This is a genomic window from Actinomadura decatromicini (assembly GCF_008121305.1).
GTDB lineage: Bacteria > Actinomycetota > Actinomycetes > Streptosporangiales > Streptosporangiaceae > Spirillospora > Spirillospora syzygii.
On record NZ_VSRQ01000010.1, the window covers coordinates 204391 to 220128 of the forward strand.

A 15738-nucleotide genomic window follows, 5' to 3' on the forward strand; every position below is an offset into this window, starting at 1 on the left:
GCAGATGTCGCGACACCGTGCGGGCGGTCATGCTCGACTCATGCACAGTTCTCGCTGGCGGACGCCGGCGCTCGCGGCCAAGGCGGCCCTGGCCGCGCTCCTCGCGCTCGCCGTCGCGTTCCCCGAATGGGACCGGTTCGCGGACAAGGCCATGGGCGCCCGCGCGGTCGCCTATCCGGCCGCCGTCATGGTCGTCGCTCTCGGCTGGGCGCTGCGGGGGCGCGCCCGGCCGTTCCCCTGGGACATCGACCTCCTCGTCACCGCGCCGTTCGTCATCGACGTCGGCGGAAACGCCGCCGACCTCTACGACACGATCGGCTGGTTCGACGACGCCTGCCATTTCCTCAACTGGGCCCTGCTGTGCGCGGCCGCCGGAATGGCGCTGCGGCGATGGGGCGGCCTCGCGTCCTGGACGCTCGGCCTCTGCTGCGCCGGAATCGGCGCCATCACCGCCATCGTCTGGGAATTCGTCGAGTACGAGCTGTTCATCCTCGACACCCCCGAATCGGTCACCGCCTACCGCGACACGATCGGGGACCTGATGCTCGGGCTCACCGGCGCGGTCGTCGCGGGCCTCGCCCTCGCCGTCCGCACCCGTCCGGCCCGACCGGAACGGTCAGTAGACGAGCGCCTGGACGCCGTCCATCGTGATCTCCTCGACGAAGGTCGGCGCCCCGGCGATGCGGACGCCGGGCAGGACGTCGTCCGGCCCGATCTCGCGCCGGGCGGCGCACTGCGTGCAGAGGGTGACGCGCCCGCTCGCGAGGATGACGGACAGCAGGTCGTCGAGGGGGGTGGCGTGCGGCAGTGAGAACCCGGCGGCGCGCCCCGGCAGCGCGAACCACGCGGACTCGCCGGTCAGCCACAGCGACACCGGCACACCGCTCGCCGCGGCCGCCGCCGCGACCGTGAACGCCTGGTTGCAGCGCTCGGGCGCGTCCGCGCCCGCCGTCACCTTGATCACCAGTGGTCTCGCCATGCCTCGCACTCTAGTCGGGCCGTCCCGCGTAGCATCCCGCTATGGATCAGCGGAGGGGACGGGCATGAGCGGGATGGTGAACGCGGGGATCCTCGTCGTCTTCCTGGGCGTCACGGCGGTCGCCGCCGTCCTGCTCGTGGTCCGCCTCGGCCGCCTCCGCTAGGCGGGACGCCGCGGACTAGGGCCTGCGCGTCCGCCGCCGCTACCCTCAGTGCCCATGGATCCTGAGCTGCACCCGGACCTTGAGCCCCTGGAGTTCCTGCTCGGCACGTGGGAGGGCGCCGGCGTCGGCGGCTATCCCACGATCGAGTCGTTCAACTTCGGCCAGGAACTGTCCTTCACCCACAACGGGAAGCCGTTTCTGATCTACTCCAGCCGGACGTGGCTGATCGAGCCGGACGGCACCCTCGGACGTCCGCTCGCCACGGAGACGGGGTACTGGCGGGCCCGTCCGGACAACGAGGTCGAGGTCACCCTCGCCCACCCGACCGGGATCGTGGAGATCTACGTCGGGACGGTCGCGTTCAGCCGCGTCGAGTTGCAGACGGACGTCGTCGCGCGCACCCGGTCGGCCAAGGAGGTGACGGCCGGTCACCGCCTCTACGGCATGATCGGCGAGGACCTCGGCTGGGCGTACGACATGGCGGCGGTGGGGCAGAAGCTCCAGTCGCACCTGTCCGCGCAGCTCAAGCGCGTCGCGTGAGACCGGTCGGAACGCCTGGGAAATGAGCGATCCCCGGACCTTCCCGCCATGGGGCGGGGCGATGGACAGGACGGGTCCATCGGTCCGGGGACCGGGTAACTGCCTGGTATTCGCCGGTCACCGTCGCGACCGGTTGCCGCCGCCACGAGCGGCGGCGCCGAGGCGGAACGGCGACTAGCTGACAGTCACCTCGCGAGTCCTACAATCAACCATTGTTTAGGACCACCTCCTTTCGCGCGTGTCTCGAACGTATGCGAGCCCCGCGCGGGGAGGCAAGTGGGTTTCCGGCGAGCGAACAAGAACCGGATGGACACCCCGGGCCGGGATCTAGACTCGGAGCATGGTCGAGTCGTGGCAGGAGGAGCTGCGGGCGAAGGGGTACCGGGTCACCCCCCAGCGCCAGCTGGTCCTCGAAGCGGTCACCAACCTGGAGCACGCGACCCCCGAGGAGATCTGCACGGAGGTGCAGCGCACCGCCCGCGGCGTCAACATCTCCACCGTGTACCGGACGCTCGAGCTCCTCGAAGAGCTCGGCCTGGTCAAGCACGCGCATCTCGGGCACGGACCGCCGAACTACCACCTCGCCGCCGAGGCCGAGCACATCCACCTGGTGTGCCGGGGCTGCGACACCGTCGAGGACGTCGATCCCCGCGCCGCGGCCGGGCTCGCGGACGTCCTCGCCCGCGACTACGGCTTCGAGACGGACGTGCACCACCTCACCGTCTACGGACGGTGCAAGGACTGCCGCGCGACATGACCCGGGCGCGACGCAACCCGGGCGCCGCGACATAACCTGGACGCATGGAGAGCCCGTTGCTGAAGTCGCCAGGAGCCGTCCCCGCGGACGAGCCCGACCAGGAGGTCGCCGCCCACTACGGGGAGCCGTCCCAAGAGCAACGCGCGCTGGCCGACGGCGCCGCCTTCGTCGACCGGAGCAACCGGGGCGTGGTGCGGGTCTCCGGGCCCGACCGGCTGAGCTGGCTGCACAGCCTGCTGAGCCAGCACCTGGACGGCCTGCGGCCGTTCGAGCCGACCGAGGCGCTGCTGCTCGGCCCCAACGGGCACATCGAGAACCACCTCTTCCTGATCGACGACGGCGAGGCCGTGTGGGCGCACGTCGAGCCGGGGTTCGCGGCGCCGCTCGTCGAGTTCCTCGACCGGATGCGGTTCATGCTCCGCGTCGAGGTCGCCGACGTGTCCGACGAGTTCATGGTGATCACCGGTCCCGAGACCCCGGAAGGGGGCCTGGCCTGGCCGGACGTCGCCGGGACTGTCACCCGGATCGTCCCGCGCGGCGAGTTCCCCGAGGGGCTGCGCCCGGCGGGCCTGTGGGCGTACGAGGCGCTGCGGATCGCCGGGCACCGGCCGCGCTTCGGGCTCGACACCGACCACAGGACCATCCCGCACGAGGCGGGGTTCGTGGAGACGGCCGTCCACCTGAACAAGGGCTGCTACCGGGGGCAGGAGACGGTCGCGCGCGTCCACAACCTGGGGCGCCCGCCGCGCCGCCTCGTGTTCCTGCACCTGGACGGCAGCGTCGACCGGCTGCCCGCGCACGGCGACCCGGTCGAGATCCCCGGCGGGCGGACGGTCGGGTTCGTCGGGACGGCGGCCCGCCACCACGAGCTGGGCCCGGTCGCGTTGGCGCTGGTCAAGCGGAACGTCCCGGTCGACGCCGAGCTGCTGGCGGGCGGCGTCGCGGCGGCGCAGGAGATCGTCGTCTCGCCGGACACCGGCGGGAACGCCAAGATCGAACTGCGCCGGCGGCCCGCGCGGCACGGGTAGCGCGAGGAGCACGGGTAGCCCCCGGATCCCCTGGGCAATATCGTCGGGTATAGACGATTTTCAACCGGCCACCGCTCGGGGAGGTGGGGTTCCTACCGATGGTCGCGAACCTGGGGGAGGATGAGCCGTCGGCGTCCCGCAAGGGGGCCCGGCGGCTTCCGCGTCGGGAGTCCGCGCTCGTGTGGTGGGCCCTGTTCGCGGCGTTCGCGGGCGCCGCCCTGTGGCTGCATTCGTGGCGCATAGCGCTGCTGGGGCTGCTCACCTGGTGCCTGTACCAGTTCCTGCTCGTCCCCACGCTGTGCCGGGTGCTCAAGGTGCAGGGCCACCCGTGCACGAAGCGGGTTCGCGGACGGCTGTTCGCCTGCGGCCCCGCGCACCAGCGGTTGAAGTCCGACGCGCTGTGGCGCCTGGTCTTACTGCGCAACCCGTTCCAGAAGGGCGACGCGGAACACGAGCCGGGCGGGGTCGTCTACTCGTCGGACGTGCGCGGACGCCTCACCCCGGTCGACAAGGCCCTCATCCTCCTGGCCCTCCTCGGCACGATCGGGACACTGGTCGGAATGGTCTACGGCTTCCGCTGACGGGTTCCTCAGAATTCCAGGACGAGGGTGATCGGGCCGTCGTTGACGAGGGCGACCTTCATGTCCGCGCCGAAGCGGCCCGTCTCCACCTTGGCTCCGAGGGTCCGCAGTTCGTGGACGACCGCGTCCACCAGCGGCTCGGCGACCGGGCCGGGCGCGGCGGCCGTCCAGGTCGGGCGGCGGCCCTTCCGCGTGTCCCCGTAGAGGGTGAACTGGCTCACGACGAGGAGGGGCGCGTTCAGGTCGGAGCACGACTTCTCGTCCTCCAGGATGCGCAGGCCCCACAGCTTCGCGGCCAGTTTCCGGGCCTTGGCGGGGTCGTCGTCGTGCGTCACGCCGACGAGGACCATCAGCCCCGGACCCTCGATCGCGCCGACGACGCGCCCGTCCACGGACACGCTGGCCTGGCTCACCCTCTGGACTACAGCACGCATGACCATGCATTCTGCCGCCATGGGAGCAACGACGCTCATCACGGTGGCGCCCACGGGCGCGGAGTCCGCGAAGGCGGACGTCCCGGCCCTGCCCGTCACCCTTGCGGAACTCGTCCAGACGGCCAAGGAGTGCGAGGCGGCCGGCGCGGCCGTGATCCACGTGCACATCCGCGACGACGACGCGAGGCCGACGCTCGACCCGTCCCGGCTGCGGGACACGGTGACGGCGCTGCGGGAGAGCACGGGCCTGATCGTCCAGCTCTCCACCGGCGGCGCGGTCACCGACCCGTACGAGGACCGCCTCCGCGTCCTGGACGCGGCCCCCGACATGTGCTCCCTCACCTGCGGGACGGTCAACTTCGGCAGCGACGTCTTCATGAACCCCTGGCCGTTCATGGTGGAGCTGTACGAGCGGACACATGAACTGGAGGTCGTCCCAGAGTTCGAGCTGTTCGACCTGGGACACGTCGCCGCGCTGCACCGTCTCCTGGACAAGCACGGGCTTCCCTACGGCGGCCACGTCCACTGCGACCTGGTGATGGGCGTCCCTGGGGGCATGCCAGGCGACGCCAGAACATTGGTAGCGGCGGTGGAGGCGCTCCCGTCCGGCTCAACGTGGTCGGCGACGGGCATCGGGCGGACGTCCTTGCCCGTCATGTTCGCGGCCCTCTCAGCGGGCGGACACCTCCGGGTGGGCATGGAGGACACGGTCACCTTGGCCAAGGGCAAGCCGGTAACGGCGAACGTCCAACTGGTGGAACGCGCGGCCCAAGCGGCCGCCCTGGCGCAACGTCCCGCCATGTCCTCCGCCGACGCCCGCACACTCCTCGGTACGAAGCCCCGCTGACCCACCCGGATCACGGTCCACCGTCCAAGGCGGCGCCCTCTCGGCGCCGCCTTGGACGCGTATGTCGGCGGGGTATGAGTGGTTGCTGAAGATCAGCCGCATGCGAGTTGAATATCCGCTGCATGATCTGGTACGAGCCGGTACCGCCGATGGCGAGTCGCTTAATCCGATGGCGCATCGGTGCTCGCTAGTACCATCCGCGGTCCTCCGCTATACCGGTCCAACGGGATAGATAAATCTCACCCCCTATTTTTGCGGTGATGGCTTCGGCCGGGCATTTGTGCTGGCCGCAGCGCGTGTCTGGTCGGATGTTGCATGTGAACTCCGTCCTCATAAGGTCATTTATTAGGGGGTTGTGCATACCCGATATGCACTGTTGGCCGCATGCGGTCAGCACCGCCGTTCACCTGCGGTTATGTAGTCGGGTCGACAAGTGGCCGGTCGCGGCCACGGACGGCCTCTTGATCCGGCATCGAAAGTCTTCGCAAGATCAATTCGAACACAAGGCGTCCAGCCAGAAGTGGGAGAAAAGCATGAAATTAGGAGCAGCGCGTCGGGCGGCGGTCATCACGGGTGCGGCGGTGCTCGCCACCGCCATGGGCGGAGCGGTCACCGCCTCCGCCCGCACTCCGGAGAGCGTCTGCAGCGCCGAGATCTACAACGGCGCCATCTCCTACAAGCTCTGTAGCAACACCATCTACATCGGGTCCACCGAGTACGGCACCGAGCCGTTCGCGGCCATCACCAACCACGGCATCGTGTCGGCCAATGTGACCGTCACCCACCAGCTCTGGAACTACTCGACGAATGCCTGGGAGACCGACTCCAGCGGCGGGAAGCTGATCGGGGCCGGTTCCTCGACCCAGTACTTCAGCCCGTCGCGCATCTGGCCGTGCGGCACGGACGCACCGGAGCGCGTCCAGGTCAACTCGGGCGACTGGGCCGAGCTGACCACCCTCGCGGAGTGCTGATCGAGAACCACGCCCATCGGTCGGGTTCAGTCGCCTGAACACGATCGGCGGCGGGCGCGCCACCAGTCCGACCGGACGGTGGGCGCCCGCCGCACCCGTGTCCGACCCAAGTCTGAGAATGGGCCAAGCTGGGAAGCCACAGCGGTCGCGCTCGGCGAAGGGGTCTGGTGGACGTCAATCCTGTGCTCGTCGAGGTGGAACGATCCGGGTTCGTCGAGTCCCGGCACCGGGGGACGGCGGTCGGGCTCGCCGCGGACGGGACGGTCGCCGTCCGCGCCGGAGATCCTGACTTGCCGATCTTTCCGCGCTCCGCCAACAAGCCGATACAGGCCGTCGCGATGCTCCGCCGCGGGCTCGACCTGCCGGACGACGAACTCCTCGCCCTAGCCGCCGGAAGTCATTCCGGTGAGGACTTCCACGTCGAGGGCGTGGAGAGGATCCTCGCCGGGGCCGGGCTCGACGCCCGCGACCTGCGCTGTCCGGAGAGCTGGCCGCTCGATCCCGCGACCGAGCGGGACCTCGCGCGCCGTGGCGGCGGGGCGTCCCGGCTCCGGATGAACTGCTCCGGGAAGCACGCTGCGATGCTCGCCACCTGCGTCGCGTCCGGCTGGCCGACCGCGTCCTACCTGGACGCCGACCATCCGCTGCAGCGCGCCGTCCGCGAGACCGTCGAGGACCTGGCCGGCGAGCGGGTCGCGGCGGTCGGGGTCGACGGGTGCGGGGCGCCGCTGTTCGCCGTGTCCGCGGCGGGCGTCGCACAGGCGTTCCGGGCGCTCGCCGTCGCCGCGCCCGGCACGTTCGAGCGGCGGGTCGCGGACGCCATGCGCGCGCACCCGCGGTGGACGTCCGGCACGCGGCGCGAGGAGCGCGGGCTGATGGACGCCGTCCCGGGCCTGCTGGTCAAGTGCGGTGCGGAGGGCGTCGACGCCTTCGCCCTCGCGGACGGCCGCGCCGGCGCCGTCAAGATCGACGACGGCGCGATGCGCGCCCGAACGCCCGTCACCGTCGCCCTCCTCCGCGCGCTCGGCGTCGCGGAGGTCGAGGGCCTCGACGCAGCAGCGCTGGAAGAGCTGGCAACGGTCGAGGTACGCGGCGGAAACGGCACGGTCGGCACGATCCGCCCCGCCGCCGGGGCCTTCGCCCCGCCGGAATCCGCCTAGGTCTTCGGGTCCCTGACTGCGAGCCGCGCCGCGAATACGGCAAACCCCCCGGCTGGAGCCCGTCTAGGTCTTCGGGTCGCCGCCGGAGCCCGTCTTCTTGGCCTTGAGCTCCTCGAACTCCTCCTTGAAGATCGTCTGCTCGTAGCAGACGCCGTCCGGCCACGGGTTCTTCGGCTCCCGGCCGGGCTGCGGGTTGTCCCGCCGGAATTCCTCGTACTGCGACTCGCGGGTCGGCGGGTAGCTGTGCGAGAACATGCCGGGACGGTAGGTGTAGAGCCCGCCCTGCTCCATCCCGCGCTGGTTGTACTGGTCGTTCCGGCGCTCGGGGTGGATCCGCCGCGACGACGCGAGGACCGTCATCGCCAGCCGTGCCACCAGTGCCAGGACGGCCACCACCGGGATGACCCACACCCAGTCGGGCGCGCCGGTGGGAGCGGTGTTGGCCAGCGCCGGACCTGCCAGGACCGTGGCGATCATTTGGGTCCACCTCCCGGTGGGGTTTCGGCCTCGCTCGGGGTTATGTAGGGATGTGTCCGCTCATGGACGTGTTAACCCCATCGGAGGCCCCGTCCGCCGGGGCCGTGGTCCCGCCGACCGTGCGGAGGCGTCCGGCGGCTAGGCCGGGCAGCGTCATGGCGACGCAGACCAGCAGCACGGCGGTCATCGGAACGGTCCAGCCGCCGGTGGCGTCGTGCAGCGCGCCGATGCCGAGCGGGCCGAGCGCCGCGATCACGTAGCCGACGCCCTGCGCCATCCCGGAGAGCTGCGCGGCGGCCTGCGCGTCGTGCGCGCGGAGCCCGATGAACGACAGCGCGGTCGCGAACCCGAGGCCCTGGCCGAAGCCGAGGACGACCGTCCACACCCACACCGACCCGATCGGCGCCCAGGTGATCCCGGCGAACCCGATCAGGGACACCGCCGCGATGGCCGGGACGAGCGGGCGCTGGTCGCGGGTCCGCCGGACGAGCACCGGGACGGCCAGCGACCCCGCCGCCTGCACCGCCGAGACCAGGGCGAGGACGTATCCGGCGGAGGTCTCGTCCATCCCGCGGTCCTGGCAGATCGTCGGGATCCAGCCGAGCGACACGTACGCGAGCAGCGACTGCAACCCCATGAACACCGTGACGTGCCAGGCCAGCGGCGATCGCCACACCCGCGCCGCCGTCCCGCGCGCGACCGGCGCGGGCGCCGCCGACCGCGCGGCGTGCGCGGCCCGGCGCGCCCTCGGCAGCCAGAGCAGCCCGGCGAGCGCGGCCGGGACCGCGAGCAGCCCGAGCGGCAGCCGCCACGTCGCGTCGAACGCGTCCTCGACCGGGACGGCGGCCCCGGACGCGGCGGACGCGCCGACCGTGATCGCGACCGTGTAGAGCGCGGTCACGGTGGTGATGTCGTCCGGATGGTCGCGCTTGATGATCGCGGGGATCGCGATGTTGCCGATGCTGATCGCGATCCCGGCGGCGAGCGACCCGGCGAACAGCGGGAACGGGGCGTCCAGCAGCCGGAGCAGCAGCCCGGCGACGAGCAGGGCCATCGCGCTGACCAGGAGCGTCTCGCCGCGCGGCGCGCGCCGCAGGAACGGCGCGACGAGCCCGTACGACCCGAAGAACACCACGGGCAGCGTGGTGAGCGCGCCCGCGGCCGCCCCGGACAGGCCGAAGGCGTCCCTGATCTCGGTCAGCACCGGCCCGACCGCCGCGACCGCCGGACGCAGGTTGACCGCCACCAGGACGATCATCAGCAGCGATCCGGCCGCGCCGACCCCCCGCCCGGTCACCTCGGCGCTCCGCCGGTCAACGACTCCAGGACGGCCAAGGTGGGTTCGACCACGGCGGCGGCCGCGGCCGCGGCGGCCTCCGGGTCGCGGGCGGCGATCGCGTCCAGGACGGCGCGGTGCGCGGCCGGGCCCGCCTCCGGGACGTCCCGGTCGAGCCTGATGTCGCGCATCGACTCGCGGAGGCGCCCGATGGAGAAGCGCATCGCCTCGATCAGCACCGGGTTGCCGGACGCCTCCGCGACGCCGAGGTGGAAGGCCGCGTCGGCGGCGCCGAACTCGTCCGGATCGACGGCCGCGTCGCGGGCGCGCGGCAGCTCCGCCAGCCGCGCGAGGTCGGCGTCCGTGCGGCGGCGGGCCGCGAGCCGGGCCGCGCGGCGAGCTCCGTCTCCGCCGGGATGCGCGTGCCGACCGTCCAGGAACCGCCGCTGACCTGCGCTTGGAGCTGGTCCAGGACGGCGTCGACGGTCGACCCGCCGGGCACTCGACTCAAAGTCACCGGAAACCCCCACAAGTAAGACGTCAGACATCTTACTGAGGCGGTCCGGACGAGACGGACCCGCGGTGACCGCCAGGAGGGGCCTCAGCGATCACCGCGGGCTCAGCGGCACCCGCCGGAACAGGGTGTGGGGCGTGCGATTCGGCCCCGACGGGCACCGCGCTCTGTGCTCCGCTTGTGCTTGTGCTTGTGCTTTGTGCCGCGAATGGGGTCAATGCCGCTTCGGGAGGCCGAATCGGCGTTTCCCGGGTTTCCTGCGGCCTCTCGGCCCGCGCCTGGCCGACGCCTCCTCGGCGTGAGCCTCCTCCGCACGAGCCCGTTCGACGTGCGCGACGACCTCGCGGTGCGTGACGGACGGCGCCGGGTCGCGGCGCGAGCGCTGCGACGGGCTGCCCATGATGATCCCGCCCTGCACCGGCCCGCGGTTCGGCAGTCCTCCCGTTCCCCTGCGGGGACGCGGCGGTTTCCGCGACGCGAGCAGCGTCACCAGAACCCAGGTCAGCACCGCGAGGAAGATGACGGCCGGTCCGATGGCCATGAAGTAGGCGTCCCCGACACGGGTCGAGTCGGCGAGGACGGCGCTGATGGGCATGAGGCGACACCTCCTCACCCGAGATCCCTACCCGCCGTCAGTTCCTTAATCGTCCGACGACAGACAAAAGCCCCGCAGCGCGGTCACATGCCGCGCGACTGGGAGATGGAACCCGAGGTGGCGAGGGTGAACACGCGCATCGACTCGGCGAACTTCGACAGGTCCCATTCGGCGGGGCCCTCGTACCAGTAGAGGTTGTCGGCGCCCTCGGCCCGCTCGCCCGCGTCCTTGACCGTCTCCGCCCACTTGGGAACGGCGTCGAACACCACCGCGTACGGCAGGAAACGCGAGAACAACGCGATCCGCTGCCGGGACGCGACGGCGTCCCCCTCCGGGATCGCGCCGCGCTCCAGGAACGCGCGGAAACCGATCGTGTGCGCGAGGACCGTCGCGCCGCGCGCCGTCTTCGCGGGCATGTACTGGCCGCCGTACGCGAGCGCCGCGCCCGCGATGATCAGCGCGAGCCCGGCGAGCGCCCACTCGGTGGTGAGCGCCAGCGCGACGGTCGCGCCGACGCCGAGCACGGTGATCAGGATGCCGGTGATCGTCCAGCGGGACCGGACGGTGTCGGGCCGCCGCGCGAACCAGCCCTGCTTCACCACGTCCTCGTACATCGCGGACCTGACCTGGGCGAGCTTCGTGGCGAACGTCCCGCCGAGCTCGGACAGCTTCACCGCGTCCCGCGCGGCCCCGTCCGGGGCGGTGAGCAGCGCGTCCAGCAGGATCCGCTCGTAGGGGAGCAGGTCGGCCTGCGGACGGTCGAGGCGCCGCAGCGTCCAGTCGGTGCGGCCCGTCCGGGCCCGGTCCTCCTCCTCGATCAGCAGGTAGCCGCGGACGGCGAGGTCCACGATCGTCGCCGTCACGTCGATCACGTCGGCCTGCTCGTCGATCAGCGTGCCGATCTGGCCGGGGCGCACGCCGTCCGGCGGTTCGAACTCGTTCCCCGCGACCGGCGGCTGGTCGCCCTCGGCGGCCTTCTTCACGACGACCCGGGCGTCGCGCCCGCGCAGCAGGTAAAGGGCCGCGACGCCGCCGCCGAGCAGGACGAGCAGCCCGGCGAGCGCGGCGCTCGTGACCGCGTTGACCGAGAACGCCGTCGCCAGCGTGTGGCGGCGCTCGTAGAGGGCGCGGCCGCCGGTCGTCCCGGCCGGGAGGCCCGCGACGACCGTCAGGTACTCGCCGGGCAGCATCCCCTGCTGCGCGTACACGCCCTGGGTGTGCGTGTGGTTCGTGTAGTACTGCGTGCAGCCGATCGTGCTGCCGATCGGACCGGTGAAGCAGTTGACGCTGCGGATCGCGGCGCCCGCGTCGACGGTCGCGCGCGCCTCGTCCAGCGGAACCTTCCAGCCGCCGATCACCGGCCAGCGCAGCTCCTCCGCCGCGCCCATCGGCGTGATCGCGCCGCGCAGTTCGTACTCCAGGACGACCGTCTTGTCGCCGGTCAGGTTCCCGCCGCCCGACACCTTGATCGTCGTCCGGGTGCCCTTGTCGGACTTCGTGATCTTCGTCGGCCCACCGTCCGGGCTGGTCGCCCGCAGATTCCCGATCTTGTAGACGCGGTCCTCGGAGAGGCTCTCGTGGGTGCGTGTCGGATACGTCCGGGTGAACCCCGAATGCCCGGCGAACCGGTAGACGATCGTCTCCTTCACCCGGGTCACGCCACCCTGACCCGCGGTGAGTACGGCCTCGTCCTTCACCACCCGCTCCGCCGCCCCCGCGGTCGCGGACGCCGCGTCCCGCTCCGGCCCGGCCGCCGACGCGGGCGCGCCGACCAGCCCGGACAGCAGGAAAACGCCCGAAACGGTGGCCGACACGGTGGCCGCGGATGTCGCAAGGACCGGCCGCGACCGGAACATCGCCGCAAGAGCAGACATGGCCGCAAATGGTATCGCCAAAGCATGCGATGATGCCGTGCTATGGCAGGTCAGTACCCCCCGCCGCCGCCTCCGCCGCGGCCTCCGGCTTCGCCGTACGGGCATCCGGGCTATGGTCCTCCTGCTTACGGGCCGCCGCCCGGGCCGCCGCGTCCGCCCGGCGGGTACGGGCCGCCGCCCGGTCAGCCCTACCGGTACGTGCCGTTGCGTCCGCCGCCCCGCCGCAGCGCGGGCGGGACGATCGCGGGCATCTTCGGCGGGCTGACCTCGCTGGTCGTCATCGCTATCGTCGCGTTCGCGATCGCCGGCGGGCAGGACGGCGTCGCCGGGACCCGGACGCCGACGTCGTCCGGCAACGGGACGTCCGTCCGCGAGAAGGCGACCAACAGCAAGCTTTACAAGACGGGCGCGCTGACGCCCGTGAACTGCCGGCTCCCGCGGATCCTGCCGAGCGCCGAGTCCATGCGCCAGTTCATGGACGTGCTGAGCGACTGCCTGGACGCCGCCTGGGCGCGGCAGTTCGCGAAGGCGGGCATGGCGTTCGACAAGCCCGACCGCGTGTTCTGGCTGGAGCCGGGACGCAGCCCGTGCGGGACGTATCCGGCGCCCGGCGCGTCCGCGTTCTACTGCCCGGCCAACAACACGATGTATGTCGGGCTGCGGCACGTGGTGGAGACGTCCGGCGGCGAGCCGCTCACGCACTACGCGGTGTTCGCGCGGGTCATCGCGCACGAGTACGGGCACCACGTCCAGGACCGGGCGGGCATCCTCCTCTACGGCGACCAGCAGATGGAGAGCGGGAACAAGGCGTCCGGGAACGAGGCGAGCCGCCGCATCGAGTTGCAGGCGCAGTGTTTCGCGGGCGCGTTCCTCGGCTCGGAGCGGACGACGCTGCCGATGACGCGCGAGCAGTACACCGCGCTCCTCCTCGACCTGCGCGGACGCGGCGAGGACCGGCTTCCCCCGGACGAACGCGACCACGGCACCGGCCGCCACTACGAGGGCTGGGTCGTCGCCGGCTTCAACGAGGGCAGACTCACCATCTGCAACACCTGGACGGCTCCCGCGTCCAAGGTCAGCTGACGCCCGCCCGGCCGTAGGCAAACGTGAGCGGTTTCACGGGCAAAGTGCTAGCAAGGCCGCTTGCAATAGCAAGCACCATGACGCAGGGTGGAGACATGGCAGGTTCGAAGGTCGGCTCGATCGGCGAGTACATCCGGGAGCAGCGGACGCGCGCGAAGATCTCGTTGCGTCAGCTCGCGGACGTCTCCGGGATCTCCAACCCGTATCTGAGCCAGATCGAGCGCGGCCTGCGCAAGCCGAGCGCCGAGATACTCCAGCAGATCGCGAAGGGGCTGCGGATCTCCGCCGAGGCGCTCTACGTGCAGGCCGGGATCCTGGAGGCGCGCGAGGCCGACACGGACGTGCAGGCCGCCGTCCGCGCCGACCTTCTGCTCACCGAACGGCAGAAGCAGGTCCTGATCGACATCTACGGCTCGTTCCTCAAGGAGAACGAGGCCGCCGGAGTGTTCCCGGCAGAGCACGCGGCGGCGGAGGACCCGGCGGCGGAGGCCGCCGAAGGGGAACCGGCCGCGGACGAACCCGCCATTGGAGAGCGAACCGAACCAGCACAGGACGGAAAGGAAGAGGTCGGATGACGCTGGCCAACAACCTGCGAGAGAACAAGGCCGTCTACGCCGTGGCCGGCGCCGGCGACTTCGCGGTGGAGAAGCTCCGCGAGATGCCGGAGCAGATGACCCGGTACCAGGACCGCGCCCGCGAGATCTCGGAGCGGTACCAGGGCGAGGTCCGGGAGACCGTGGACCGCTACCGCGGCCAGGTCCGCCAGGCCGCCCGCCGCTACCGCGGCGAGGTCTCCCGGTACCAGGGGCGCGTTGACGCGAAGGACCTGCCCGGCGCCGCCGTCGCGTACGCGACGGAGTTCGGCACCCGGGCCGTCGGGTTCTTCGACGAGCTGGCCGAGCGCGGCAAGCGCGTCGTGCACCGCGAGGCGGCCGACGTCGCCGAGATCACCGACGCGCCGGCGCGGCCGGCCGCGAAGCCCGCCGCCGCCAGGTCGGGCGCCGCCGCGAAGCCGGCGCCGAAGGCCCGCGCCGCGCAGCCGAGGAAGAGCACGCAGCCGCGGTCCACCGCGAAGAAGAACGGCGCCTGAGCACGCCAGTCGGGGCCCGGCCGGAACATCCGGCCGGGCTCCTTCGTCATCCACAGGCGGGACGGTCGCGGTTTTCCGCTGGACGGCGCGCATAGGGTTGGGGTAACCGAGGCCCCGTGTGCGCGACGCATGAGTCGCCGTCCGAGACGAGCAGGAGCGCTGATCGCCGATGTCGGACTTCAACGTGCTGGACTACTTCTTCTGGCTATTGCTGATCATCGCGTTCGCGATGGAGGCGTGGGCGCTGATCGACTCGCTGACGGTGCCGGAGGGGGCGTTCTCCGCCGCGAGCAAGCAGAGCAAGAAGCTCTGGACGATCATCCTGATCGTCGCGACGGTGGTCGGCGCCGCCTACGCGGTCGCGCCGGTCGCGCTCGGCGCCAGCCCGATCGCGCTGCTGCTCGGCATCCTCCCGGTCGCCGCGTTCATCGCCGGGGCCGTCTACCTGGCGGACGTCCGTCCGGCGGTGGCGCCCTACAAGAAGAAGGGGCGCGGCGGCTCGTCCCGCTCCGGCCCCTACGGTCCCTGGTGATCGGGGCCGGCACCCGTCACTAGTGTGAGGGCATGGAGAGCTTGGGACGCACGGCCCGCCTGGAACTGGACGACCAGGGGCTGCGGGAATGGGAGGCGGTCGTCCTCGACGCCGGGCCGGACGGGATCGTCCTCGACCGGTCGGCGTTCTACCCGGGCGGCGGCGGGCAGCCGCCGGACCACGGGGTGCTGCTGTGGCAGGGCGTCCAGACGCGGATCGCGGGGGTCCGCAAGGGCGACGACCTGGTCCTGATCCCGGTGGAGGGCGACCCCGTCCCGCCGGCCGGCGCCGCCGTGCGCTGCGCGGTGGAGGACGACCGCCGCAGCGCGCTGATGCGCACCCACTCGGGCCTGCACCTGCTGTGCGGGGTGGTCTTCCGCGACTACGGCTGCCTCGTGACCGGCGGGAACATGGAACCGCTGAGCGCGCGCATGGACTTCGACCTCCGCGAGGTCCCGCCCGGGTTCAAGGAGACCGTGGAGGAGGCCTGCAACGCCGAGGTCGAGGCCGACCGCCGCATCGACGTCCGGACGCTGCCGAGGGCCGAGGCGTTCGAGATCCCGGACATCATCCGGACGGCGACCAACCTCGTCCCACCTGAGGTACAGGACGTCCGCATCGTCGACATCGTGGGCCTGGACACCCAGGCCGACGGCGGCACCCACGTCGCGTCCACGAAGCAGATAGGCCGGATCAGAGTCGCCAAGGTCGAGAACAAGGGCCGAGGCTTCCGCCGCCTCCGCATCAAGATCGAAGACTGACGACACGCGCCCATCGCGGTGCGGGGCCGAATGGGGCCGGGCACCGGGGGGCGGGCGCCTCCGCCGCCCGGTGCCC

Annotated in this window: 19 protein-coding genes and 1 pseudogene; 13 read left to right on the forward strand and 7 right to left on the reverse strand. The window is 71.7% G+C overall.

Going from position 1 to position 15738, the window contains the following annotated elements:
- Positions 1-40: 40 nt before the first annotated feature.
- Positions 41-580, forward strand: a pseudogene (locus FXF68_RS44920) (DUF2238 domain-containing protein); the annotation flags it as partial.
- Positions 581-616: 36 nt separating this feature from the next.
- Here FXF68_RS44920 and FXF68_RS37065 read toward each other — a convergent pair.
- Positions 617-979: a DsrE family protein gene (locus FXF68_RS37065; RefSeq protein ID WP_148767497.1), complete on the reverse strand. Its 363-nt coding sequence runs from the start codon at positions 977-979 to the stop codon at positions 617-619.
- A gap of 217 nt (positions 980-1196) precedes the next feature.
- On the opposite strand from FXF68_RS37065, the gene FXF68_RS37070 reads away from it, so the two are divergent.
- The 4 genes from FXF68_RS37070 (at position 1197) to FXF68_RS37085 (ending at position 4048) form a co-directional block, all read left to right on the forward strand.
- The gene (locus FXF68_RS37070; protein WP_148767498.1) at positions 1197-1682 is read left to right on the forward strand and encodes a heme-binding beta-barrel domain-containing protein; all 486 of its coding nucleotides are present in this window, start codon (positions 1197-1199) and stop codon (positions 1680-1682) included.
- A 340-nt stretch (positions 1683-2022) separates the two neighbouring features.
- On the forward strand, positions 2023-2439 hold the full coding sequence (locus tag FXF68_RS37075; protein WP_067898697.1) for a Fur family transcriptional regulator: 417 nt from the start codon (positions 2023-2025) through the stop codon (positions 2437-2439).
- A 44-nt stretch (positions 2440-2483) separates the two neighbouring features.
- Positions 2484-3467: a CAF17-like 4Fe-4S cluster assembly/insertion protein YgfZ gene (gene ygfZ, locus FXF68_RS37080; protein ID WP_148767499.1), complete on the forward strand. Its 984-nt coding sequence runs from the start codon at positions 2484-2486 to the stop codon at positions 3465-3467.
- Between the two features lie 98 nt (positions 3468-3565).
- A complete protein-coding gene (locus FXF68_RS37085) occupies positions 3566-4048 on the forward strand; it encodes a hypothetical protein (protein WP_148767500.1) in 483 nt (160 codons plus the stop codon).
- A gap of 8 nt (positions 4049-4056) precedes the next feature.
- On the opposite strand, the gene dtd is transcribed toward FXF68_RS37085, so the two are convergent.
- On the reverse strand, positions 4057-4482 hold the full coding sequence (dtd, locus tag FXF68_RS37090) for a D-aminoacyl-tRNA deacylase (protein WP_148767501.1): 426 nt from the start codon (positions 4480-4482) through the stop codon (positions 4057-4059).
- Positions 4483-4501: 19 nt separating this feature from the next.
- Between dtd and FXF68_RS37095 the strand changes: the two genes are divergently transcribed.
- From FXF68_RS37095 to FXF68_RS37105, 3 genes are all read left to right on the forward strand, one after another.
- On the forward strand, positions 4502-5329 hold the full coding sequence (locus FXF68_RS37095) for a beta-keto acid cleavage family enzyme (RefSeq protein WP_148767502.1): 828 nt from the start codon (positions 4502-4504) through the stop codon (positions 5327-5329).
- Between the two features lie 533 nt (positions 5330-5862).
- Positions 5863-6300, forward strand: coding sequence for a hypothetical protein (locus tag FXF68_RS37100; protein ID WP_148355827.1), 438 nt, complete (start codon positions 5863-5865; stop codon positions 6298-6300).
- A gap of 167 nt (positions 6301-6467) precedes the next feature.
- The gene (locus FXF68_RS37105; protein ID WP_148767503.1) at positions 6468-7460 is read left to right on the forward strand and encodes an asparaginase; all 993 of its coding nucleotides are present in this window, start codon (positions 6468-6470) and stop codon (positions 7458-7460) included.
- A 63-nt stretch (positions 7461-7523) separates the two neighbouring features.
- On the opposite strand, the gene FXF68_RS37110 is transcribed toward FXF68_RS37105, so the two are convergent.
- From FXF68_RS37110 to FXF68_RS37130, 5 genes are all read right to left on the reverse strand, one after another.
- A complete protein-coding gene (locus tag FXF68_RS37110) occupies positions 7524-7937 on the reverse strand; it encodes a hypothetical protein (protein WP_148767504.1) in 414 nt (137 codons plus the stop codon).
- Between the two features lie 40 nt (positions 7938-7977).
- Positions 7978-9234: a CynX/NimT family MFS transporter gene (locus tag FXF68_RS37115; RefSeq protein WP_246179143.1), complete on the reverse strand. Its 1257-nt coding sequence runs from the start codon at positions 9232-9234 to the stop codon at positions 7978-7980.
- Positions 9231-9743, reverse strand: a complete 513-nt coding sequence (locus tag FXF68_RS37120; RefSeq protein ID WP_222870272.1) for a FadR/GntR family transcriptional regulator — start codon at positions 9741-9743, stop codon at positions 9231-9233. The genes FXF68_RS37115 and FXF68_RS37120 overlap by 4 nt, the downstream gene beginning before the upstream one ends.
- A gap of 198 nt (positions 9744-9941) precedes the next feature.
- A complete protein-coding gene (locus tag FXF68_RS37125) occupies positions 9942-10322 on the reverse strand; it encodes a hypothetical protein (protein WP_148767505.1) in 381 nt (126 codons plus the stop codon).
- An 83-nt stretch (positions 10323-10405) separates the two neighbouring features.
- Entirely contained in the window at positions 10406-12196 is a 1791-nt protein-coding gene (locus tag FXF68_RS37130) for a DUF2207 domain-containing protein (RefSeq protein ID WP_246179144.1), read from the reverse strand.
- A gap of 42 nt (positions 12197-12238) precedes the next feature.
- Here FXF68_RS37130 and FXF68_RS37140 point away from each other — a divergent pair, with 42 nt between their 5' ends.
- The 5 genes from FXF68_RS37140 (at position 12239) to FXF68_RS37160 (ending at position 15662) form a co-directional block, all read left to right on the forward strand.
- Positions 12239-13279, forward strand: a complete 1041-nt coding sequence (locus FXF68_RS37140; RefSeq protein WP_187438309.1) for a neutral zinc metallopeptidase — start codon at positions 12239-12241, stop codon at positions 13277-13279.
- Between the two features lie 95 nt (positions 13280-13374).
- Positions 13375-13854, forward strand: a complete 480-nt coding sequence (locus FXF68_RS37145) for a helix-turn-helix domain-containing protein (protein ID WP_246179145.1) — start codon at positions 13375-13377, stop codon at positions 13852-13854.
- Entirely contained in the window at positions 13851-14369 is a 519-nt protein-coding gene (locus tag FXF68_RS37150; RefSeq protein WP_148767507.1) for a hypothetical protein, read from the forward strand. Before FXF68_RS37145 ends, FXF68_RS37150 begins: the two co-directional genes overlap by 4 nt.
- Positions 14370-14538: 169 nt before the next feature.
- Positions 14539-14901: a DUF2516 family protein gene (locus tag FXF68_RS37155; RefSeq protein ID WP_246179146.1), complete on the forward strand. Its 363-nt coding sequence runs from the start codon at positions 14539-14541 to the stop codon at positions 14899-14901.
- A gap of 32 nt (positions 14902-14933) precedes the next feature.
- Positions 14934-15662 carry an alanyl-tRNA editing protein gene (locus FXF68_RS37160; RefSeq protein WP_148767508.1) on the forward strand — a complete coding sequence of 243 codons (729 nt, stop codon included), beginning with the start codon at positions 14934-14936 and terminating at the stop codon, positions 15660-15662.
- Positions 15663-15738: the final 76 nt, after the last annotated feature.